This window comes from Ottowia sp. (assembly GCF_035444425.1).
GTDB lineage: Bacteria > Pseudomonadota > Gammaproteobacteria > Burkholderiales > Burkholderiaceae_C > Ottowia.
On the sequence record NZ_DAOMOQ010000020.1, the window covers coordinates 23,238 to 44,822 of the forward strand.

At 69.2% G+C, this 21,585-nt stretch carries 21 protein-coding genes; 3 read left to right on the forward strand and 18 right to left on the reverse strand.

Annotation, left to right across the window (positions count from 1 at the left end; all coding sequences use genetic code 11):
- The first annotated feature begins 611 nt into the window (after positions 1-611).
- A complete protein-coding gene (locus tag PK606_RS09505) occupies positions 612-932 on the forward strand; it encodes a DUF485 domain-containing protein (protein ID WP_324563187.1) in 321 nt (106 codons plus the stop codon).
- Positions 929-2,653, forward strand: a complete 1,725-nt coding sequence (locus PK606_RS09510) for a cation acetate symporter (RefSeq protein ID WP_324563189.1) — start codon at positions 929-931, stop codon at positions 2,651-2,653. The genes PK606_RS09505 and PK606_RS09510 overlap by 4 nt, the downstream gene beginning before the upstream one ends.
- Before the next feature lie 111 nt (positions 2,654-2,764).
- On the opposite strand, the gene PK606_RS09515 is transcribed toward PK606_RS09510, so the two are convergent.
- From PK606_RS09515 to PK606_RS09590, 14 genes are all read right to left on the reverse strand, one after another.
- Positions 2,765-3,424 (reverse strand): 3'-5' exonuclease, encoded by a 660-nt coding sequence (locus tag PK606_RS09515; RefSeq protein WP_324563191.1) that lies wholly within the window; start codon positions 3,422-3,424, stop codon positions 2,765-2,767.
- 1 nt (position 3,425) lies between these two features.
- Complete coding sequence (locus PK606_RS09520) at positions 3,426-5,255, reverse strand: putative nucleotidyltransferase substrate binding domain-containing protein (protein WP_324563193.1); 1,830 nt, start codon at positions 5,253-5,255, stop codon at positions 3,426-3,428.
- 24 nt (positions 5,256-5,279) lie between these two features.
- Complete coding sequence (locus PK606_RS09525) at positions 5,280-5,924, reverse strand: 2-hydroxychromene-2-carboxylate isomerase (protein WP_324563195.1); 645 nt, start codon at positions 5,922-5,924, stop codon at positions 5,280-5,282.
- Positions 5,921-6,163, reverse strand: coding sequence for a DUF1289 domain-containing protein (locus tag PK606_RS09530; protein ID WP_324563197.1), 243 nt, complete (start codon positions 6,161-6,163; stop codon positions 5,921-5,923). Before PK606_RS09530 ends, PK606_RS09525 begins: the two co-directional genes overlap by 4 nt.
- Positions 6,164-6,170: 7 nt before the next feature.
- Complete coding sequence (locus tag PK606_RS09535) at positions 6,171-6,674, reverse strand: YbaK/EbsC family protein (protein WP_324563199.1); 504 nt, start codon at positions 6,672-6,674, stop codon at positions 6,171-6,173.
- Positions 6,675-6,831: 157 nt separating this feature from the next.
- A complete protein-coding gene (locus PK606_RS09540) occupies positions 6,832-7,740 on the reverse strand; it encodes a hydroxymethylglutaryl-CoA lyase (protein ID WP_324563201.1) in 909 nt (302 codons plus the stop codon).
- Positions 7,741-7,957: 217 nt separating this feature from the next.
- Positions 7,958-8,884: a 2-hydroxyacid dehydrogenase gene (locus PK606_RS09545; RefSeq protein WP_324563204.1), complete on the reverse strand. Its 927-nt coding sequence runs from the start codon at positions 8,882-8,884 to the stop codon at positions 7,958-7,960.
- A gap of 22 nt (positions 8,885-8,906) precedes the next feature.
- On the reverse strand, positions 8,907-9,497 hold the full coding sequence (locus PK606_RS09550; RefSeq protein WP_324563206.1) for a DUF2799 domain-containing protein: 591 nt from the start codon (positions 9,495-9,497) through the stop codon (positions 8,907-8,909).
- Between the two features lie 35 nt (positions 9,498-9,532).
- Positions 9,533-11,542 (reverse strand): acetyl/propionyl/methylcrotonyl-CoA carboxylase subunit alpha, encoded by a 2,010-nt coding sequence (locus PK606_RS15925; RefSeq protein ID WP_349770586.1) that lies wholly within the window; start codon positions 11,540-11,542, stop codon positions 9,533-9,535.
- Between the two features lie 21 nt (positions 11,543-11,563).
- Positions 11,564-12,325 (reverse strand): DUF4126 domain-containing protein, encoded by a 762-nt coding sequence (locus PK606_RS09570; protein WP_324563208.1) that lies wholly within the window; start codon positions 12,323-12,325, stop codon positions 11,564-11,566.
- A gap of 205 nt (positions 12,326-12,530) precedes the next feature.
- A complete protein-coding gene (locus tag PK606_RS09575; protein ID WP_324563211.1) occupies positions 12,531-13,316 on the reverse strand; it encodes an enoyl-CoA hydratase/isomerase family protein in 786 nt (261 codons plus the stop codon).
- Positions 13,313-13,825: a DinB family protein gene (locus tag PK606_RS09580; protein WP_324563213.1), complete on the reverse strand. Its 513-nt coding sequence runs from the start codon at positions 13,823-13,825 to the stop codon at positions 13,313-13,315. The genes PK606_RS09575 and PK606_RS09580 overlap by 4 nt, the downstream gene beginning before the upstream one ends.
- Positions 13,826-13,835: 10 nt before the next feature.
- Positions 13,836-15,458: a carboxyl transferase domain-containing protein gene (locus tag PK606_RS09585; RefSeq protein WP_324563215.1), complete on the reverse strand. Its 1,623-nt coding sequence runs from the start codon at positions 15,456-15,458 to the stop codon at positions 13,836-13,838.
- A gap of 53 nt (positions 15,459-15,511) precedes the next feature.
- Positions 15,512-17,224, reverse strand: coding sequence for an AMP-binding protein (locus tag PK606_RS09590; RefSeq protein ID WP_324563217.1), 1,713 nt, complete (start codon positions 17,222-17,224; stop codon positions 15,512-15,514).
- Positions 17,225-17,363: 139 nt separating this feature from the next.
- Here PK606_RS09590 and PK606_RS09595 point away from each other — a divergent pair, with 139 nt between their 5' ends.
- Positions 17,364-18,410 (forward strand): AraC family transcriptional regulator, encoded by a 1,047-nt coding sequence (locus PK606_RS09595; protein ID WP_324563220.1) that lies wholly within the window; start codon positions 17,364-17,366, stop codon positions 18,408-18,410.
- Between the two features lie 25 nt (positions 18,411-18,435).
- On the opposite strand, the gene PK606_RS09600 is transcribed toward PK606_RS09595, so the two are convergent.
- Genes PK606_RS09600 through PK606_RS09615 form a run of 4 tightly spaced genes read right to left on the reverse strand, consistent with a single transcriptional unit; the run spans position 18,436 to position 21,477 of the window.
- A complete protein-coding gene (locus PK606_RS09600) occupies positions 18,436-19,104 on the reverse strand; it encodes an HAD family hydrolase (protein WP_324563223.1) in 669 nt (222 codons plus the stop codon).
- The gene (locus tag PK606_RS09605; RefSeq protein ID WP_324563225.1) at positions 19,101-19,529 is read right to left on the reverse strand and encodes a YchJ family protein; all 429 of its coding nucleotides are present in this window, start codon (positions 19,527-19,529) and stop codon (positions 19,101-19,103) included. The genes PK606_RS09600 and PK606_RS09605 overlap by 4 nt, the downstream gene beginning before the upstream one ends.
- A gap of 11 nt (positions 19,530-19,540) precedes the next feature.
- Positions 19,541-19,969, reverse strand: a complete 429-nt coding sequence (locus PK606_RS09610) for a rhodanese-like domain-containing protein (protein ID WP_324563228.1) — start codon at positions 19,967-19,969, stop codon at positions 19,541-19,543.
- A gap of 47 nt (positions 19,970-20,016) precedes the next feature.
- Positions 20,017-21,477 carry a TrkH family potassium uptake protein gene (locus PK606_RS09615; protein WP_324563231.1) on the reverse strand — a complete coding sequence of 487 codons (1,461 nt, stop codon included), beginning with the start codon at positions 21,475-21,477 and terminating at the stop codon, positions 20,017-20,019.
- Positions 21,478-21,585 lie beyond the last annotated feature (108 nt).

Sequence of the window (21,585 nt, forward strand, 5' to 3'; positions counted from 1 at the left end):
ATGAAAAATATTGGTTAGAGCATCTCCTTGCATGATTAAAGAAAAGTTACACACTCCCTGGGACCTGTCTTGGCAACCCGGTGTCGATTCCGAGTTGCCTGTCGCCGCGCTGCACGGCAGTTTGCCGAATGGCGCCTGATCCGCCCGGTCAGGTGATCCTGCCCTTTGTGACGGCACCGAAAACCAGCGCGGGCACGCAGCCATCATCGGTGGCGGCGCTCCACGAATACGCCGGAAAACCGGCGCCCCGATTCGCTGCCGGCAGGCCGGCATCCTGGACGGATGCGGTTCAGCACGTCGGCAAGAAAATGCCGGATGCAGGCACTTGAACAGGCATGACATGGCTCCGGCTTGGTTGAACACAGATGGCACGACACACCGGTTTGCCACCGCCGTGCTGCCAGACAAGCGCCGCCGCGGCCCGGCCGGCACGGCGCAGTGCCATCTTTCGATTCCCGCTTACAGGTTTCTGACTGAGAACGGTTTCGGCGCCGCTTTCAAGGGATAACCCTCACGTAAGTAGACGGTCAGTGGGCGATTTAAAAATTGCTGTTGGCTGCTGCCCACACTGCTGCGTCAGTGGCCTTCAACCCTTCAGGAGACAAACCACCATGACCACCTCCAACGCGGACTCGGTCGTCGAGCGCATCCAGCGCAACCCCAAGTACCACGAGTTGAAGTCCAAGCGCAACCGCTATGGCTGGACGCTCGCGATCATGATGCTGGTCGTGTACTACGGCTACATCGGGCTGATCGCCTTCGACAAGGAATTCCTTGCCCTGCCCATGGGCAGCGGCGTCACCACCATCGGTATCCCGATCGGCATGGCGGTGATCGTGTTCACCATCGTCATCGTCGGCATCTACGTGCGGCGCGCCAACACCGAGTTCGACGCCATGACGCGCGACATCCTGAAGGACGCGACCAAATGAAGACCATCAGCAATACCCTGGCCGCGCTCGCCCTGCTGGGCGCCGGCAGTGCCTGGGCCGCCGGCGGCGACGTCGGCGTGGCCGCCAAGCAGGCCACCAACTGGACCGCGATCATCATGTTCACGGCCTTCGTGGTGGCCACGCTGTGGATCACCAAGTGGGCCGCCGGACGCACCAAGTCGGCAGCCGACTTCTACACCGCCGGCGGCGGCATCACCGGCTTCCAGAACGGCCTGGCGATCGCCGGCGACTACATGTCGGCGGCCTCCTTCCTCGGCATCTCGGCGGCGGTGATGACCAACGGCTACGACGGCCTGATCTACTCGATCGGCTTCCTGGTCGGCTGGCCGATCCTGACCTTCCTGCTGGCCGAGCGGCTGCGCAACCTGGGCAAGTTCACCTTCGCCGACGTCGCCGGCTACCGCTTCCAGCAGACGCCGATCCGCGCCTTCGCCGCCAGCGGCACGCTGGTGGTGGTGGCGTTCTACCTGATCGCGCAGATGGTCGGCGCCGGCCAGCTGATCAAGCTGCTGTTCGGCCTCGACTACTGGATCGCAGTGGTGCTGGTGGGCGCGCTGATGATGATCTACGTGCTGTTCGGCGGCATGACGGCCACCACCTGGGTGCAGATCATCAAGGCCGTGCTGCTGCTGTCGGGCGTCAGCTTCATGGGCTTCATGGTGATGGCCAAGTACGGCTTCAGCCCCGAGGCGCTGTTCGCCGAGGGCGTGCGCGTGCGCACCGAGATCGCCGCCAACGGCGGTGCCGACCCCACCGCCGCAGCCAAGGCCGGCCTGGCGATCATGGGTCCGGGCGGCTTCATCAAGGACCCGATCTCGGCGATCTCCTTCGGCATGGCGCTGATGTTCGGCACGCTCGGCCTGCCGCACATCCTGATGCGCTTCTTCACCGTGCCCGACGCCAAGGAAGCGCGCAAGAGCGTGTTCTGGGCCACCACCTGGATCGGCTACTTCTACATCCTGATCTTCATCATCGGCTTCGGCGCCATCACCCTGGTGCTCACCAACCCCGAGTTCGCCGACACCGCCAAGGGCGTGATCCACGGCGGTGCCGGCACGGCCAACATGGCGGCGGTGCTGGTCGCCAAGAGCGTCGGCGGCAACGTGTTCTACGGCTTCATCTCGGCGGTGGCCTTCGCCACCATCCTGGCGGTGGTCGCAGGCCTGACGCTGTCGGGCGCCTCGGCGGTGTCGCACGACCTGTACTCGACCGTGTTCAAGAAGGGCAAGGCCGAAAGCGCCAAGGAACTGCGCGTGTCGCGCATCACCACCCTGGTGCTGGGCGTCATCGCGGTGCTGCTGGGCATCCTGTTCGAGCGCCAGAACATCGCCTTCATGGTGTCACTGGCCTTCGCGATCGCGGCCTCGGCCAACTTCCCGGTGCTGCTGCTGTCGGTGCTGTGGAAGGACTGCACCACCAAGGGTGCGGTGATCGGTGGCTTCCTGGGCCTGATCTCCTCGGTGGTGCTGACGCTGTTCTCGCCCTCGGTGTGGGAAGCCACGCTCGGCAACCCGAAGGGCTCGGCCTGGTTCCCCTACACCTCGCCGGCGCTGTTCTCGATGACCATCGGCTTCCTCGGCATCTGGATCTTCTCGCTGCTCGACCGCAGCGCGCAGGCCGCCAAGGAGCGCGCCGCGTTCCCGGCGCAGCAGGTGCGTTCGGAAACCGGCCTGGGTGCTTCGGGCGCGTCGGGCCACTGAGCCTGTACACCCCACGCCGACCCGCAGTCGGCGGCGCCATCGAAAGACCGGGCCTCGGCCCGGTTTTTTCATGCCTTCGTGCCTGCGCGGCGCCAGGCCAGTTGCCAGGCCTCATTCGCCGGCCAGCGCGCGCAGCTTGATGAAGGCCAGCCCGGCCATCACGGCCTCGCTCGGCGCCGCCTGCGCATCGCCGCCCCAGGGCAGCGCCAGGTCGGCCATCATGCTGGCGAAGCGCAGGTCGATCCCGACGTTGTCCTGCTGCGCGTGCGGCGGCAGCTGGCGGAACTTGTGCCGGTAGTACAGCGCCGACACCTCGATGCGCGGCTGCGGCAGCCCGACGCCGATCAGAGGCCGCACCAGCCGGTCGAGCATGGCGACGTCGAACTCGAGGTAGTAGCCGACCAGCGGCCGCGCGCCGATGAAGGCCAGCACGCGCCGTGCTGCCTCCGCCGGTGCCAGGCCGGCGGCCACGTCCTGCTCGCGCAAGCGGTGCACGCGGATCAGCTCGGGCGAGAGCGCCTGCTCGGGCCGCACCAGCAACTCCAGCCGCTCGCTGGTCAGCAGGCGCCGGCCGCGGATGCGCACCGCGTCGATGGCGATGATCTCGTCGCGCCGGACGTCCAGCCCGGTGGTCTGGCAGTCGATCGCCACCCACTCGTCGGGCGGCGGCGCGTCGAACAGGGGGCGGAACGCCGGGTCCTTGAGCTGGCGCAGCCGCCAGGCCCGTGTCAGGGCGGCGCGCCAGCGGTCGATCAGGCCGGACGAAGCCACCTCAGACCGCGCTCAGCTTGAAACGGTGGCGCAGCTGCGCCTTGAAGCGGCGCACCACGCCGAGCGCGTCCTTCAGCAGGTCGCGCTCGGCGGTGCTGAGCGCGTTGATATCGACCACGCCGGACACCGGCTGGCCACGGTCGAGTTCCATCAGCCCGGCCTCCAGCCGCACGCCCATGAAGACGCGCAGCGCCTCGCCCAGTTCGCGCGCGGTCGCCGCCGACAGCTCGCCCGCGGCCTGCAGCGCCTGGATGCGCTCGACCGTGGACTGCTCGCGCAGCCGGTGCGCCAACGCCAGGCTGCGCACGCCGTGCACCAGCGGGAAGATGCCTTCCTTCTTCAGGTTCATCAGCCGCTCGGCGTCGGCGCCGGCCAGCTCCAGCACCCGGTTCCACCAGCCGTCGCTGCTGCCGAAGGCGTCGATGGCGGCGGCAAAGCGCGCCAGCGTGGCGTCGTTGTCGGTCGCCAACGCCATCAGGCCCTCACGCACGCCCTCCAGCAGGCGCGCATCGCCGGCCACCGCGTGGGCGTCGAGGAAGATCGCCAGGTTCATCAGGCTGTCGGCCTCGGGCATCAGCAGCCAGCGCCGCACGGTGCGCGCGAAGTCGCCCGCGCTCATGCGCCACTGCGGGTTGTTGACCATGATGCGGCCCGGGCATTCGGGGTAGCCGAAGCTCGCCAGCGCCGCCGAGAAGCGGTCGCAGATGGCCTGCAGGTCGTCCGGTGGCGTGTAGTCGTCGCGCCAGACGAGGCCGTTGTCCTGGTCGGTCTTCAGCAGCTGCTCGCCGCGGCCTTCGCTACCCATCACGAACAGGCAGCTGGCCGCCACCAGGTCGGGCGGCGCGATCAGCGCCCAGGTGCGCGCGAACAGGCGCGCGTTGAGGTCGCGCACCATGGTCGCCACCAGCGGCACGCGGGTGCCGCTGCGCACCATGCGCCCGATCATCGGCGTGATGCGCCCGGCCGCATCGGCCAGCTCGTCGAGCGTCTCGGCGGCGTCGATCTGCATGCCGATCAGGTGCGAGTGGTTCGACAGAAAGGCGAACACGTCGAGCGACTCCAGCACGCCGCGCACCTCGCCGCGATCCATCACCACCACGCGGTGGATCGCATGCCGCAGCAGCAGCGCCAGCGCGTCGCCGACCTGGTCCTGCGCCTGCACCGTGATCAGCTGGTAGTTGGCCAGCGAGCCGACCGGCATCTGATCCAGCGGCGTGCCGCGCAGCACCGCCTTGTGCAGCGCGGTGGCGGTGAAGATGCCCAGGCGCGGCGGGTCGGTGCTGTTGTCGCGCACCAGCACGTTGCTGGTCTTCTTCTCGTGGAACACCCGCACCACCGACACGATGTCGGTGTCGGCGTCGACGATCTGCACCGGGCGCAGAAAGGCCTGCTCCACGCGCGCGGTGTTGAGCGCGATCAATTCGTTCTGGTGGCGCCGCTCGCCCAGCGCCGACAGCTTCTGGCCCAGGTCGGAAAACAGCAGCGCGCCAAAGGTGGCGTTGGCGGCGATCAGGTCTTTCACCGTCTGGCGCGCCAGCTCGTAGGCCACCACCTCCTCGGCGGCGACGAAGCGGCTGGAGGACTTGCCGGCGACCAGGGCGCGGCCGTCAAAGCAGTCGTCCGGACCGTAGACGGTGACGATCTCGGCGCCGTCGAACTGGGTGACGTGGCCCTTGATGATGACGAACAGGTGCGTCGGCGCCGCGCCGACGTCGAGCAGCACCTCGCCCGGGCGGAAGTACGCCACGTCGAGGTTGTCACGCACCAGGCGCTGCTGATCCTGCGTCAGGCAGTCGAAGGGCGAGGCGTTGAAGTTGAAGGCGCTGGGCATGGGCGGGGCGGCTCGTGCAACGGATCAATCGGGGGCGCGGCGCCGGATGCCCGGGCTCACGCGGTCGGCGGCCTGCCAGATCTTGTCCAGCACCGCATCGCCGGCCAGCTGGGCGCGCAGCATCGGCAGCGCATCGAAACCCCAGAACAGGCGGCCATCGACCACGAAGCTCGGCACGCCGAACACGCCGGCCCGCAGCGCCGCGTCGGTGGCGTCGCGCAGCGCCTGCCTGGCCTCGTCGCCGGCCGGATCACGCGCCGGCGCCAGCACCTGGCTCAGCGCCGCCATCCGCGCGGCATCGTCGGCACCGGCGCCGGAGCGCCAGACATGGTGGAAGATGGTCTCGCACACGTAGCGACTGGGCGCGCCCTGGCGCGCACAGGCCCAGGCCAGGCGCAGCAGGCCGAGCGGGTTGAACGGGTGCGCCGCCGGCAGCTGCATGGCGATGCCGTGCTGCTGCGCCAGCCACAGTACCTGGCGGTAGGTCCAGTCGCGCTTGGGCGCGATCTCGGCCGGGCCGAGCTGGCCATGCTGCTTGAGCAGGCCGGCAAACAGCACCGGCCGGTAGGTCACCTCATAGCCCAGGCCTTCGAGCGCACGCGGCAGCTGCTCGAACGCCAGGTAGGCGTAGGGCGAGATGAAATCCAGGTAGCAGTCGATGCGCTTCATGACGAACCCGCCTCGCGCTCGCGCCGGGCCCGGATGCGGCGCCAGACCGCACGCCGGCCGGCCTCGTCCAGAGCGCTCCAGGCGCCGATCTCGTCCAGGCTGCGCTGGCAGCCCTCGCACCAACCGGTGCGCGCACTGATGCGGCAGACCTGGATGCAGGGCGAGGGCACCGGCGCCGCGCCCTGGTCTGGATCGAAGTCGATCCAGCTGACCGTGGGCGCCGCGCTGGAAGCTCTCATGCCAGCCTCAGACCTTGCGCTGCACCACGTCGGCCACCGGCGCGCCGGTCAGGCGCTCCAGATCGGCCGGCTTGAGCCGGAACACGCCGTGCGGATGACCGGCCGCGGCCCAGATCTCGTCGAAGCGGAACAGCTCGCGGTCGATCAGCGTCACCGGCGGCTGGGCGTGCGCCACCGGCGCAACACCGCCGATGGAAAAACCCGTCCGGGCCTTGACGAAGTCGGCATCGGCGCGGCCGAGCGGGCCGACCAGGGCCTCGACCCGCTGCTCGTCGACCCGCCGGTCGCCGCTGGTGATCACCAGCACCGCCGCGCCGTCGCTCTTGCGGCGGAAGATGATGCTCTTGGCGATCTGGCCGACCACGATGCCGAGCGCATCGGCCGCCTGCTGGGCGGTGCGCGCCGCGTCGTCGAGCATCAGCGGCGCATGCGGGTGCCCGGCGTCCTGCAGCGCGGCGGTGACCCGACGCACGCCTTCAGGCAAGGATTTCGACTCAAGTGAAGTGTTCATGAGTCAATCCTCGATCCAGATCGATGATTCGACATCCGAAGGCCGCAGAGCAGGCCAAGCCAGCGAACGCCATGCCCCAACTCAAGCCGGGCATCGGCGTTGTCGCCCCTCGCGCAGCAGAGGGGGGAAGGCGCGCAGCGACTCAGGGGGGTGCTCTTCATGCTGCCCGCTTGTTCAGTACCGCGGTCGCCACGCGCGAGCCGCTCTTGCGCTGCAGGAAGTCGCTGATGAACGCCCCGGCGTCGATCAGCCTGTCCAGGTCGATGCCGGTATCGATGCCCATGCCGTGCAGCAGGTACACCACGTCTTCCGTCGCCACGTTACCGGTCGCGCCCTTGGCGTAGGGGCAACCACCCAGGCCGGCGACCGAGGACTGGAAGTTCCACACGCCCAGTTCCAGCGCCGCCAGCGTGTTGGCCAGCGCCTGGCCGTAGGTGTCGTGGAAATGCCCGCTGACCTGGTCGATGCCGTAGTGCTGCAGCGTCGCCTCGATGGCGGCCTGCACCTTGCGCGGCGTGCCGACGCCGATGGTGTCGGCGACGTCGACCCGCTCGACGCCGATGTCCTTCATCAGGCCGGCCAGGTAGGCCACCTTCTCCGGTGCGATCTCGCCCTCGTACGGGCAGCCCACGGTGCAGCTCATGGCGCCGCGCACCGCGATGCCGTTGGCGCGCGCGGCCTCGACCACCGGCGCGAAGCGCTCGATGCTCTCGGCGATCGAGCAGTTGATGTTCTTCTGGCTGAAGGCCTCGCTGGCGGCACCGAACACCACGATCTCGTCGACGCCGGCAGCCAGCGCCCCCTCGAAGCCCTTCATGTTCGGCGTCAGCACGCTGACCCGCACGTCGGGCCGGCGCCGGATGCCGGCCAGCACCTCGGCAGCGTCGGCCATCTGCGGCACCCACTTGGGACTGACGAAGCTGGTGACCTCGATCTCCTTCAGGCCGGCGTCCTGCAGCCGGTGCACCAACTCGATCTTGACCGCCGCCGGCACCGGCTGCTTCTCGTTCTGCAGGCCGTCACGCGGGCCGACATCGATGATCTTGACGCGGGTGGGCAGGCTCATGGCTTCTCTCTTGGCTCGGGTTCTCTCATACCGGTCAGCTCTCGACGGCGGGGAAACCCGTTCGCACGGAGCTTGTCGAAGTGCAGACTGTACGCAGGGCTTCGACAGGCTCGGCCCGAACGGTTTTCATGTTCTTGAACGCTGTCCCGTATCAGGTCGCAACGGCCCAGTTTAGCGGCTCGGCGCCAGGCTGGCACGCTCGTGCCCGGCGGCACGCTCAGTAGCCCCGTGCGCGCTGCACTAGGCCCCTGGGCTGCTCACCGCGCTGCAGCGCGCGCACGCCCTCGGCGACCTGGCGCACGGTGTCGGCGCGCACGGTCATGCCGGAGATGTGCGGCGTCAGCGTGACGCGCGGGTGCGCCCACAGCCAGTGCTGCGGCGGCAGTGGCTCCTCGACCATCACGTCCAGCGTGGCGCCCGCCAGGTGGCCGCTGTCGAGCAGCGCGCGCAGGTCGTCCTCGACCACCAGTGCGCCGCGCGCCGGGTTGATCAGGTAGGCGCCGGCCTGCAGCCGCGCCAGCCGCGCGCGGTTCAGGATGCCGTGGGTGGCCGGCGTCAGCGGCAGCATGCAGACCAGCACGCGCGTGGCGGCGAGGAACGCCTCCAGTTCGTCATCGCCCGCGAAGCAGCGCACGCCGGGCAGATCGCGCCCGCTGCGGCTCCAGCCGTGCAGCGGGAACTCGAACTGCTGCAGCGCCTGCGCCACGCGCGCGCCGAGCACGCCCAGGCCCATGATGCCGACCGGAAAGTCGGCGCGCGAGCGCAACGGCCGCTGGCTCCAGTCGGCCGCCTGCTGCTGGCGTTGGTAATGGTCGAACTCGCGGAAGTGCCGGATCAGCGCGTGGCCGACGTACTCGGCCATCTGCACCGCCATGCCGGCATCCTCCAGCCGCAGCAGCTGCAGCGCCGGCGGCAGGCGCAGCGCCAGCAGCTTGTCGACCCCGGCGCCGAGGTTGAACACCGCCTTGAGCTGCGGCTGTTCGTCGAACAACCGTTGCGGCGGCGACCAGACCAGCGCGACGTCGTAGTCCGGCGGCAGGCCGGGCTGCCAGGGTTCGATGTGCGCCTCAGGCAGCGCCTGGCGCAGCTCGCTCAGCCAGGCATCGGCCGGACGATCATCGCGATTGCACAGCAGGATGCGCATGCGCTCGGATCAAGCCGCAGTGTCAGCGCGACATCCGCAGCAGCGCGTCGGTGCGCAGGCGCTCGTGCAGGCGGCGGATCTCGCGCTCCAGCGTCCGGCGGCGCGCCTCCAGGTCGGCGCGATGCTGCGGCGACAGATCCCTGCGGTGCCGCAACTCGCGCTCCACGTCGTTCAGCTTGCGCGAGCGCTCGTCGATCTGCCGTTCCAGGTCGCGGACGTGCTTCTCGAACCGGTGGCGCTCGCGCGCCGGCTGGTAGACCGACAGGAAGGCCGGCTCCAGTTCGGGCGGGCACAGGCCGATCGGGTAATCACGGCCGCGTTGCGCCCAGGCCGTGGCATTGGCCGGCGTGCAGAGTTCGCGCCGGCCTTGCTCCCAGCCGCGTCGCCATTCGGCCATGTTGGCCGGAACGCCCTTCTCGTTGCAGCTCTTGGCGCGCTCGGCGCCGTAGTCGAGCATCTCGCCGGTGTGCGCGTCGGTGTTGCCGAGCGCATGCCAGTTGGCGCTGCGGCATTCCTCCTCGGTCATGCTGGCGCAGCCGGCAGCCAACACCAGCACCGCCAGGCTCAGCAGCAGGCGCGGACGCCGCGCAGGCCGATCGATCTTGTCGTGCATGTCCCCCTCCCATCCTCACCGGATTGATCAGGGGTTCATGATGCCACCACGGTCAGCAGTTCAACACCTTCGGCCACTTGGTCGCCAGGGGCATACAAGACCTCCTGCACCACGCCGTCCTGCGGCGCGGCGATGGTGTGTTCCATCTTCATCGCTTCCATCACCGCCAGCGGCTGGCCCTTGGTCACCTTGTCGCCGGCCTTGACCGCGATCGACACCACCTTGCCCGGCATCGGCGCCGTCAGGCGGCCGCCCTCGCCAGCGCCCTCGGCCGAGTGCGAGAGCACGTCGAGCTCGGTGATGGCGGTGGCGCCGCGGCTGCCGAAGATGTGCTCCACCTCGCCGCGCGCGTAGACCTGGACCAGTTCGCGGTCGCCGCCATAGCGCAGGTCGATGCGGCCGTCGGGCTGCGCCGTGAACGAGATCGGCGTTGGCTCGCCGTTGTCGACCTGCAGCTGCAGGCCGTCGTCCAGGTAGCGCAGCTTGGCCACCACCGGCTGGCCGGCGTACTCCAGGTCGATGCGGCGCATGGCCACGCCGTGCGAGCGGAAGCCGTCGCTGCGGCTGAACGGGTCGTGGGTCTCGGCGGCGCGTTCGGCCAGCACGGTCTGCGCCACGGCGGCGGCCACCGCCATCGGCAGGCCGATCGGGTCGCGGTCGAACAGTTGACTGGATTCACGCTGGATCAGCGCCGTGTCCAGCCGCCCCTGGCTGAACGACTCGGTCGCCAGCACGCGGCGCAGGAACTGCACGTTGGTCTGCACGCCGACGATATGGACCTGCGCCAGCGCGGCGTCGAGCTTGCCCAGCGCCTCCTCGCGCGTGCTGCCCCAGACGATCAGCTTGGCGATCATCGAGTCGTAGAACGGGCTGATGGCGTCGCCCTCGCGCACGCCGTCGTCAATGCGCACCTCGTCAAACTCGAAGCTCGCCGCCGGCGGCTTGCGGTACACGGCGAGCTGGCCGGTGGCGGGCAGGAAGTTGTTGTCGGGGTTCTCGGCGCAGATGCGCGCCTCGATGGCGTGTCCACCGATGTCGAGGAACGCCTGCTCCAGGGGCAGCGGCTCGCCACTGGCCACCAGCAGCTGCCACTCGACCAGATCCTGCCCGGTGATGGCCTCGGTCACCGGGTGCTCGACCTGCAGGCGCGTGTTCATCTCCATGAAGTAGAACTTCATGTCTTCCGGTTTGTCGTAGCCGCCCGGCTGCTCGACGATGAATTCCACCGTGCCGGCGCCGACGTAGTTCACCGCGCGCGCCGCCGCCACCGCCGCCTCGCCCATGCGCTCGCGCAGCTCCTCCGTCATGCCGGGCGCGGGGGCTTCCTCCAGCACCTTCTGGTGGCGCCGCTGCACCGAGCAGTCGCGCTCGAACAGGTAGACGTAGTTGCCCTGCGTGTCGCCGAACACCTGGATCTCGATGTGGCGCGGGCGCTGCACATATTTTTCCACCAGCACCGCGTCATCGCCGAAGCTGTTGATGGCCTCGCGCTTGCAGCTTTCCAGCGCGGCGGCGAAGTCCTCGGACTTGTCGACCGCGCGCATGCCCTTGCCGCCGCCGCCGGCGCTGGCCTTGATCAGCACCGGGTAGCCGATGCGGTCGGCTTCCTTGCGCAGCAGTTCGGGATCCTGGTCGGCGCCGTGGTAGCCGGGCACCAGCGGCACGCCGGCGGCTTCCATCAGGCGCTTGGACTCGGCCTTCAGGCCCATGGCGTTGATGGCGCTGGCGGGCGGGCCGATGAAGACCAGGCCGTGGTCGACGCAGGCCTGGGCGAAGTCCTCGTTCTCGCTCAGGAAACCGTAGCCGGGGTGGATGGCCTCGGCGCCGGTGGCCTTGGCGGCGTCGATGATGCGCCGCCATTGCAAGTAGCTGTCCTTGGGCGCGCTGCCGCCCACGTGCACCGCCTCGTCGCAGGCCATCACGTGCTTGGCGTGCGCGTCGGCGTCGGAATACACGGCCACGGTCTTGACTCCCAGGCGGCGCGCGGTGGCCGCCACGCGGCAGGCAATCTCGCCGCGGTTGGCGATCAGGATTTTCTTGAACACGGTCTTCTCCTCAGGAATTCATCAGGCATGGCCGGAGGCTGGCGCGCTGCCACCGAAGAAGTCCTTCAGCTTGGCGATCACCAGCCTCAGGAACTTCCACAGCACGATCAGCAGCAGCACGGAAATCACGAACATCACCGCCAGCACGACGCCGAAGGTGAGCGGGTATTGCGTCGCCAGCCACATCACGCCCACGGCGAGCCCGTCCTCGAAGAACGAGGCCAGCCAGTTGCTGACCGGCTCCGGGCTGGTGTTGATGGCGGCGCGCGTGGTGGCCTTGGTGGCGAACGAGGTGGCGGCCAGCGAGCCGCCCAGGATGCCGGCAACCAGGCCCATGGTGGCGGAATCGGCGCCGAACACCCCGGCCGCCAGCAGCGCGCCGGCGGGAATGCGGATGACGCTGTGCACCGTGTCCCACAGGCTGTCGATCCACGGGATCTTGTCGGCGAAGAACTCGACCAGCAGCATGAAGCCGCTGGCGGCCAGCACCGCCGGGTGCTCCAGCAGCTTCAGTCCCTCGGGCAACGGGATCCACTCGGCCAGCCCCATGGCGCCGGTCAGGAACACCACGGCGTACAGCCGGAAGCCGCTGGCCCAGCCCAGCGCCGCCGCCAGCGCGGTCAGCGCCGGCATGTCCATTTTGGCGACCACCGGCGCCACCGCGCCACCCACCGCCGCACCGGCCTGGCCCACCGCCTCGCCCACAGCCGCCGCCGCCTCGCGGCTCGGGTGGATGCCCATGGCGTGCAGCCACTGCACCAATTGCTGGATCAGCTCTTCCATCCCCGCCCCGCCTATCGAAGTGAGCGGAAGGACACACGCGCCTGCCCGCGCCCGCACAACGCGCACGCCGGCCCGCAGGCTGACGCCGCGGCCGGGCGGCCGGCGCCCGGCCGCGGTGGAGCGATGACGGCAGCGTCATGCATGGCCGCCCACGATGGCCCCATCGCCGCGCGGACGCCAGCAGCGGTCAGGCCTCATGTCCATCTCAGCCCTGCACCCAGGCCGGCTTGCGCTTGTTCAGAAAGCTCTGCACGCCTTCCTTGCCTTCGTCCGAGGCGCGGATGTCGGCGATCGCCTTCACCGTGTGGTCGATCAACAGGCGCGTGATGTCGCGGTCGGCCACGTACTGCACCAGCTTCTTGCACTCCTTGATGGCATTCGGGCTGGCCGCCATGAAGGCCTTGACCCACTGGTCGACCACCGCATCCAGCCGGTCGGCGGCGACCACCTCGTGCACGAAGCCGATGCGGTGTGCCTCCGCGGCATCGAAGCGCTCGGCGGTGAGGAAGTAGCGGTGCGCCGCGCGCGGCCCCATGGCGCGGATTACGTAGGGGCCGATGGTGGCCGGGATCAGGCCCAGCTTGACCTCGCTCAGGCAGTAGTTGGCGCTGTCGACGCTCACCGCCACGTCGCAGCACGCCACCAGGCCCATGCCGCCGGCGTAGACGTCGCCCTGCACGCGCGCGATGGTCGGCTTGGGGCATTCATAGATCGTGCGCAGCATGAAGGCCAGCTTGTCGGCGTCCTGCTCGTTCTCCTCGCGCGAGTAGTCGGCCATGCGGCGCATCCAGTTCAGGTCGGCGCCTGCGCAGAAGGCCGGGCCCTCGGCCATCAGCACGATGGCGCGCACCCGCGCATCGTCGCCAAGCTGGCTGAAGGCGTGGGTCAGCTCGGCGATCACCTCGTCGTTGAAGGCGTTGCGCACGTCGGGGCGGCTGAGCACCACGGTGGCGACCTGGCCCTGGGTGGAGATGCGGACGGCTTGGGTCATGGCTGGACGGGTTCCTGTTGCAGCATGGTGACGAGGTCGAGCACCGGCGCGGGCTGGCCGAACGCGGTGAGCGCCGCGCTGATCTGGCCGCGGTGGTGCGTGCCGTGGTTGAAGACGTGGGCCAGCGTGGCGGCGAAGGGCAGCGACACGGCAACGCCCCTGGTGGTGGTGTAGTCCAGCGTGGCGTCGAAGCGCGCGGCCGGCCAACCCTCGATCAGCGGCTGCCAGCGCGCCGCGCCCTCGCCCAGGCGCGCGGCCAGGCGCAGGCGATCCGGCTCGACCTCCTCGTCGAGCACAACCCTGGGCGACACGCCTTCGGCGAAGCGGCGGAACCACAGCAGGTGCTCGCCCACCAGCAGGTGGTTGAGCGTGCCGTGCAAGCTCTTGAAGAACAGGCCGACGTCGCGCCGGTAATCGGCTTCACCCACCGCCGCCACGGCGTCAAGCACGCGCTGCGTGGCCCAGGCGTTGTAGCGCGCCAGCATGGCGAAGTGGCGGTGTGCATTCACGCCGGCAGGCTCACATGCGGAACACGCCGAACTTCACTTCCGGGATCGGCGCGTTCTGCGCCGCCGACAGGCCCAGCGCCAGCACGCGGCGGGTGTCGGCCGGATCGATCACGCCGTCGTCCCAGATGCGGGCGGTGGCGTAGTAGGGGTGGCCCTGGACCTCGTACTGCTCGCGGATCGGCGCCTTGAAGGCTTCCTCCTCCTCGGCGCTCCAGCTGTCGCCCCTGGCCTCGATGCCGTCGCGCCGCACCGTGGCCAGCACGCTGGCGGCCTGCTCACCGCCCATCACGCTGACGCGTGCGTTGGGCCACATCCAGAGGAAGCGCGGCGAGTACGCGCGGCCGCACATGCCGTAGTTGCCGGCACCGAAGGAGCCGCCGATGATGATGGTGAACTTGGGCACGTTGGCGGTAGCCACGGCGGTGACCATCTTGGCCCCGTGGCGCGCGATGCCCTCGTTCTCGTACTTGCGCCCGACCATGAAGCCGGTGATGTTCTGCAGGAACACCAGCGGAATCTTGCGCTGGCAGCACAGCTCGATGAAGTGCGCGCCCTTCTGCGCGCTCTCACCGAACAGGATGCCGTTGTTGGCGACGATGCCAACCGGCATGCCCTCGATGTGGGCGAAGCCGCAGACCAGCGTGGTGCCGTAGCGCGCCTTGAATTCGTGCAGCTCGGAGTTGTCGACGACGCGGGCGATGATCTCGCGCACGTCGAAGGGCTTGCGGGTGTCGGTGGGGATCACGCCGTACAGCTCCTCGGCGGCGTACTTGGGCGCCACCGGCGCCTGCAGCGCGCCGTGGTAGCTCTTCTTGCGGTTCAGGCGCGACACCGCCAGGCGCGCCAGCGCCAGCGCGTGCATGTCGTTTTCGGCCAGGTGGTCGGCCACGCCCGACAGGCGCGTGTGCACGTCGCCGCCGCCCAGATCCTCGGCGCTCACGACCTCGCCCGTGGCCGCCTTCACCAGCGGCGGGCCGCCCAGGAAGATGGTGCCCTGGTTCTTGACGATGATGGTCTCGTCGCTCATGGCGGGCACGTAGGCGCCGCCGGCGGTGCAGCTGCCCATCACCACCGCGATCTGCGGGATGCCCTTGGCGCTCATGTTGGCCTGGTTGTAGAAGATGCGGCCGAAGTGGTCGCGGTCGGGGAACACCTCGTCCTGCGTCGGCAAGTTGGCGCCGCCCGAGTCGACCAGGTAGATGCAGGTCAGGTGGTTGGCCTCGGCGATCTCCTGCGCCCGCAGGTGCTTCTTCACCGTCATCGGGTAGTAGGAACCGCCCTTCACCGTGGCGTCGTTGCAGACGATCATGCAGTCGACGCCGCTGACGCGCCCGATGCCTGCCACCACGCCGGCGCCCGGCGCGCTGTCGCTGCCGTCGCGGTCGGGGTACATGCCCAGCGCCGCCAGCGGCGCCACCTCGAGGAAGGGCGTGCCGGGGTCGAGCAGCATCTGCACCCGTACCCGCGGCAGCAGCTTGCCGCGGTCCATGTGCTTCTTGCGCGCCGCCTCGCCGCCACCGAGGCCGACCTGCCGCACCTGCGCCTTCAGGTCCTCGACCAGCTTGCGCATGGCCTCGGCATTGGCCTGGAATTCCGCCGAACGCGGGTTGAGCTTGGATTCAATGGCGAGCATGAAGCACCTTTGCTGTTGGTCTTGGGGCGGGATCGCGTGCCGAGCGCCGGCGCTCAGGCCGTCTTGGCTTCGGTCAGGCCGAGCTCTTCCTGCATCAGTTCACGGATCCTGAACTTCTGGATCTTGCCGGTCACCGTCATCGGGAACTCGCCGACGAACTTCATGTAGCGCGGCACCTTGTAGTGCGCGATCTTGCCCTTGCAGAACTCGCGCACCTCGACCTCATCCAGGCTCTGGCCGGGCTTAACGATGATCCAGGCGCACAGTTCCTCGCCGAAGCGCTGGTCCGGTACGCCGACGACCTGCACGTCCTGCACCTTGGGGTGGCGGTAGAGGAACTCCTCGATCTCGCGCGGATACACGTTCTCGCCGCCACGGATCACCATGTCCTTGCTGCGGCCGACGATGTTGACGTAGCCCTCTTCGTCCATGGTCGCCAGGTCGCCGGTGTGCATGAAGCCCTCGGCATCGATGGCCTCGCGCGTGCGCGCCTCGTCGCCCCAGTAGCCCTGCATCACCGAATAGCCCTTGGTGCACAGCTCGCCGGTGGTGCCGATCGGCACCGTCTCGCCGGTTTCGGGGTTGACGATCTTCACCTCCAGGTGCGGCTGCACCAGGCCGACGGTGGACACGCGCTTGTCCAGCGGCGTGTCGGTCTGGCTCTGGCAGCTCACCGGGCTGGTCTCGGTCATCCCGTAGGCGATCGTCACCTCGGCCATGTTCATGTCGCGCTGCACGCGCTTCATCACCTCGATCGGGCACGGACTGCCGGCCATGATGCCGGTGCGCAGGGTGCCGAGGTCGAACTCGGCGAAGCGCGGGTGGTCGAGCTCCGCGATGAACATGGTCGGCACGCCGTGCAGGCCGGTGCACTTCTCGTCCTGCACCGTCTGCAGCACGCTGAGCGGCTCGAAGGCGTCGTTCGGGTAGACGATGCAACCGCCATGCGTCAGCACCGCCAGGTTGCCCAGCACCATGCCGAAGCAGTGGTAGAGCGGCACCGGGATGCACAGGCGGTCCTCTTCGGTGAGCTTCATCGCCTCGCCGATGAAGAAGCCGTTGTTGAGGATGTTGCGGTGCGTCAGCGTCGCACCCTTGGGGAAACCGGTGGTGCCGCTGGTGAACTGGATGTTGATGGCGTCGCTGTTGTGCAGCAGCCGGGCAGCCTCGGCCAGGCGCGCATCCTGCGGGTCGCCGGTCTTCATCAGCTCGGAGAAGCGCATGAAGCCCGACTCGTCGGCGCCCTCACCGGGGACGTCGATCCAGATCGCGTGTTTCAGATGCGGCAAGGTCTGCGATTCGAGCGGCTGGCCGGCGCGCGCGTGCGCCCACTCGGGCGCCAACTCGCGCAGCATGCCGAGGTAGTCGCTGGTCTTGAAGCGCGGCATCACCACCAGCGCCTTGCAGTCGACCTTGTTCAGCGCGTATTCCACCTCGGCCGTGCGGTAGGCCGGATTGATGTTGACCAGCACCATCCCCGCCATGGCGGTGGCCAGCTGCATCAGCACCCATTCGGCGTTGTTGTGCGACCAGATGCCGATGCGGTCGCCCGGCTTCAGGCCCAGCCGGAGCAGCGCGCTGGCCAGGCGGCGCGATTCGGTCTGCAGTTCGCGGTAGGTGTAGCGCCGCCCCTGGTGCACCACGACCAGCGCCTCGCGCTCCGGAAAGCGCTCCACCATGGCGTCGAAGAAAGCGCCCAGGGTCTGCTCGATCAGCGGTGTATCGGTACGGCCGCGCGTGTGGCTGTGCGTGAGAGGGGTACTCATCCGGCTTGCCTCCTTGAGTCGTCATGTATCGGCGCGCCTGCCATCCTAACGCGCGCATGTGGCACGAGCATAGCCCGCGACACCGTGCAGGTGGTGCCAGACGGGTTGCAAATCACGCCATTTCACCCATACTGCGCCCATGTCCGCCCGCGCCGCCGCCAGCCCTGGTTCGTCCGCGTCCGCCCGCACGCCAATGGCCTTCGTGCGGGCGATCCTGCTGGCCTACGCACGGCGCGGGATGGATCCGGGTGGGGCCCTGCGCAAGGCACAAATCGCGCCAATAGACACCCGACATGGTGGCCGCCGCGTCACCGCGCTGCAGTTCGAGCGCCTGTGCGCCGCCGCCATGCAGGAGCTGGACGACGAGGCCCCCGGCTGGTTCAGCCGCCGCCTGCCCTGGGGCAGCTACGGCATGCTGGCACGCGCCTCGATCAGCGCGCCGACGCTGGGCCTGGCGCTGCGGCGCTGGTGCCGCCACCACGGGCTGCTGACCGAGGACGTGACGCTGACGCTGAAGACCGCCGGCGCACAGGCCCGCGTCGAGATCACCGAACACCGCGATCTCGGCGCGCTGCGCGAGTTCGCCCTGTTGTCACTGCTGCGCAACCTGCACGGACTGGCCTGCTGGTGGGTCGATGCCCACATCGCGCCGCAGCTGACGCAGTTTCCGTTCGCAGCGCTGCCCCATGCCGACGTGGTGGCGCGGCTGTTTCCCGGGCCGCTGCGCTTCGGCGCGGCGCCGGCCGCGCTGTGCTTCGACGCCCACTGGCTGGACACGCCGCTGCGGCGCGACGGCGCTGCGCTGGACCAGATGCTGCGCCGCGCGCTGCCGATCATGGTCTGGCCCTACCGGCGCGAGGCCTTGCTGGCGCCGCGCCTGCGCCAGTTGCTGCAGCGCCCGCGCACCGCGCACACCGCCGACTCGCTGGCGGCGCAGCTGGGGCTGTCGCCGCGCACCCTGCACCGCCAGTTGCGCAGCGAGGGCAGCAGCCTGCAGGCGCTGAAGAACGAGGTGCGCCAGGCACGCGCCACCGAGCTGCTGCTGCGCACGCCGCTGCCGCTGGCGCGCGTGGCGCGCGCGGTCGGCTTCGACAACGACAAGAGCTTCATCCGCGCCTATCGAGGCTGGACCGGCCAGACGCCGGAAGCGCTGCGGCGCGCCCAGGCCGAGCCGCCAGCGCCTTGACGGACACGGCAGCGCTCCGGCACCGTCAGCCCGGCGCGCCCCCGCGCCACAGCGCCGGCAGATCGCCCATACGCTCGAACAGGCGCAGCGCACCAGCCTCGCGCAAGGTCTGGCCATCCGATCCCGCCGGGCAATAGCCCCACACGGTGGCGCCAGCAGCGACGCCGGCCGTGACGCCCGTCGGCGTGTCCTCGATCACCAGGCAGCGCCCGGGCGCGACGCCGACCGAACGCGCGGCCGCGAGGTACACGTCGGGCGCCGGCTTGGTGCGCGGCAGCTCGTGGCCGCTGAACACGTGCGGGCCGAACCAGGGCGCCAGCCCGATCTTGGCGAGCTGCAGCTCCAGCTTGCCGCGGTCGGCGCCGGAGGCGCAGGCGATGCGGCCGCCGGTCAGCGCATGCGCGGCCTGCACGGCCTCGAGCGCGCCGGTGATCGGCTGCAGGCGCGCATGCAGCTGCTCGTCGCGCCGGTCGTAGAAGGTCTTCATCCAGGCATCGGTCAGCGGTTGGCCGGTGCGCGACTCGATCAGCGCCGCCCGGCTGCGCACGGTGCGGCCGATGAAGTGGTGCATGCACTGCTCGATCGGCATGTCCCAGCCGCTTTCGGCCAGCAGATCGCGCAGCACGCCGTGGGTGATGCGTTCGCTGTCGACCAGCACGCCATCGCAATCGAACAGCACGGCTTCGAACATCATGTCTTGCGCTCCCGCATCGCACCACTGGCGTACAGCCAGCGCCCGCCCGCGCGCCGGAAGCGGCTGCGCTCGTGCAGGCGCACGGCGCGCCCGGCCTGCCCGGCTTCCCGATAGCGGGCAATGAATTCGACCTCGGCGGCATCAAGGCCCAGGTTCTTCACCTCGCGCACCTCGAGGCCGAGCCAGCGGGTGGCCGGGTCGAGCTCCAGCGACGGCGGCCGGTCGGCGACATCCCAGGTCGCCAGCAGGTAGTCCGCCCGCCCGCGCACGAAGGCGGTATAGCGCGAACGCATCAGGCTTTCGGCGTCCGGGGCGGGGCAGTCATCCCAGTGATCGAGGTAGCGGCCGCAGCACGCCTCGTAGGGCAATGGCCTGCCGCGTTCGCCCGGCCGGCCGCAAGGGCAGGCTGTAACCGTGCTCGCCAACCGGTGCGCCGTCAAGACTTGCCGGATCCGCGGCGCGCGCGGTGTGCTTCGTAGCTTTCCACCGGTGCACCCTGCTTGCGCCAGTTGGAAAAACCGCCCTCGATGTGCGCGACGTTGGTCATGCCCATGTCCTGCAGCGCCTTGGTCGCCAGCGCACTGCGCCAGGCCGCGGCGCAGAACAGGATGTATTCCTTGCCCTCGTCGCCGAACACCGGCCTGTAGTAGGGGGACTCGGGGTCGACCCAGAACTCCAGCATGCCGCGCGGCGCGTTGACGGCGCCCGGCACCGTGCCCTCGCGCTCGAGCTCACGCACATCGCGGATATCGACCAGTTGCACGGCCGGGTCGCCGATGCGCTGGCGCACCTGCTCGACGCTGTAGGTGGTGATCTCGGCCATGGCCTCGGCGACCAGGGCGCGATATCCCTTGGTGATGGGCATCGGTGTCTCCTTGTGTCCTCTTGTTCCTGATCGGGTCTGCGCCGAATCTACCGCTTCCAGAACTGCGGCGTGAACAGCACCATCACCGACAGCAGCTCCAGCCGTCCCAGCAGCATGGCCAGCGAGCAAAGCCAGATCTGGAAGTCGCTCAGCACCGCGTAGTTGCCGGCCGGGCCGACCTTGCCCATGCCGGGGCCGATGTTGTTCAGGCAGGCCACGATGGCGGTGAAGGCGGTCACCACGTCGAGCCCCGAGGCCAGCATCAGCAGCGTCAGCCCGATCATGGTGCCGCCGTAGATCAGCATGAAGGCCATGATGGCGCTGATCACGTCGGGTGGCACCACCGAACGCCCCAGCACCACCGGGTACACCACGCGCGGATGCACGATGCGCACCAGTTCGCGCTGGGCGATCCTGAGCAGCACCAGCACCCGCACCATCTTGATGCCGCCGCCGGTCGAGCCGGCGCAGGACACGAAGCAGCCCAGGAACAGCAGCAGCACCGGGATGAAGGACGGCCACAGCAGGTAGTCGGTGGTGGCGTAGCCGGTGGTGGACGCCACCGACATGACCTGGAACGCAGCCTGGCGGATGGCGGTCGGGAAATCCTCGAACACCTGCTCGATCAGCAGCATCGCCGTGACCAGCAGCGTGGCGACCAGCAGCGTGACGAAGTAGGCACGCACCTCGGCATCCTTGGCCACCGGCGCCAGCGAGCGCTGCCGCCACAGCAGGAAGTAGCGCGCGAAGCTGATGCCGGCCAGCAGCATGAACAGCACCGCGCTCCACTCCAGCTGCGGCGAGTTCCAGTAGCCGAAGCTGGCGTCGTGCGAGGACAGGCCGCCCAGCCCGACCGTGGTGCACATGTGCATGAAGGCGTCCGACCAGCTCATGCCACCCCAGCGGTAGGCCAGAAAGCACCCCAGCGAGAGCACGAAGTACACGCCCCACAGGCCGCGCGCGGTCTCGGCCAGGCGCGGCGTCAGGCGCTGCTCCTTCATCGGGCCGGGCATCTCGGCCTTGTACAGCTGCGCGCCGCCCAGGCCCAGGAACGGCAGGATGGCGATCGCCAGCAGCATGATGCCGAGGCCGCCGATCAGCTGCAGGAAGCAGCGCCAGATGTTGATCGACGGCGCCAGCAGATCGAGTCCCGCCAGCGCCGTGGCGCCGGTGGCGGTGAGGCCGCTCATGGCCTCGAAGTAGGCGTCGGTGAAGCTGATGCCCTGCACCGTGAACAGCAGCGGCAGCGCCGCGTAGGCCGGCAGCACCACCCACACCAGCGTCACCAGCAGGAAGCCGTCGCGCACCGTCAGCTCGCGGTTGGCGTGCCGGTTGCGCAGCCACAGCCAGGCGCCGGTGGCGAGCGTGAACGCAAAGCACCAGGTCCAGACCCGCACATGCGTGCCGCCCTCGCCGAACCAGTCCCAGGCCATCGGCACGAAAAAGGCCAGCGAGAAGCCCATGACGACCCACGAGAGCACCAGAAAGGCGGGAGCGAAGCGCGTCATGGGTTCAACGAGGATCGGATGCCGCTGTGCAAGCAGCCTTGGCCGCTCCCGCATCCAGGTGCCACTTCGCGGGACTGCGCAGCCAGCCCTGCGGCAGCATCCGGAGGC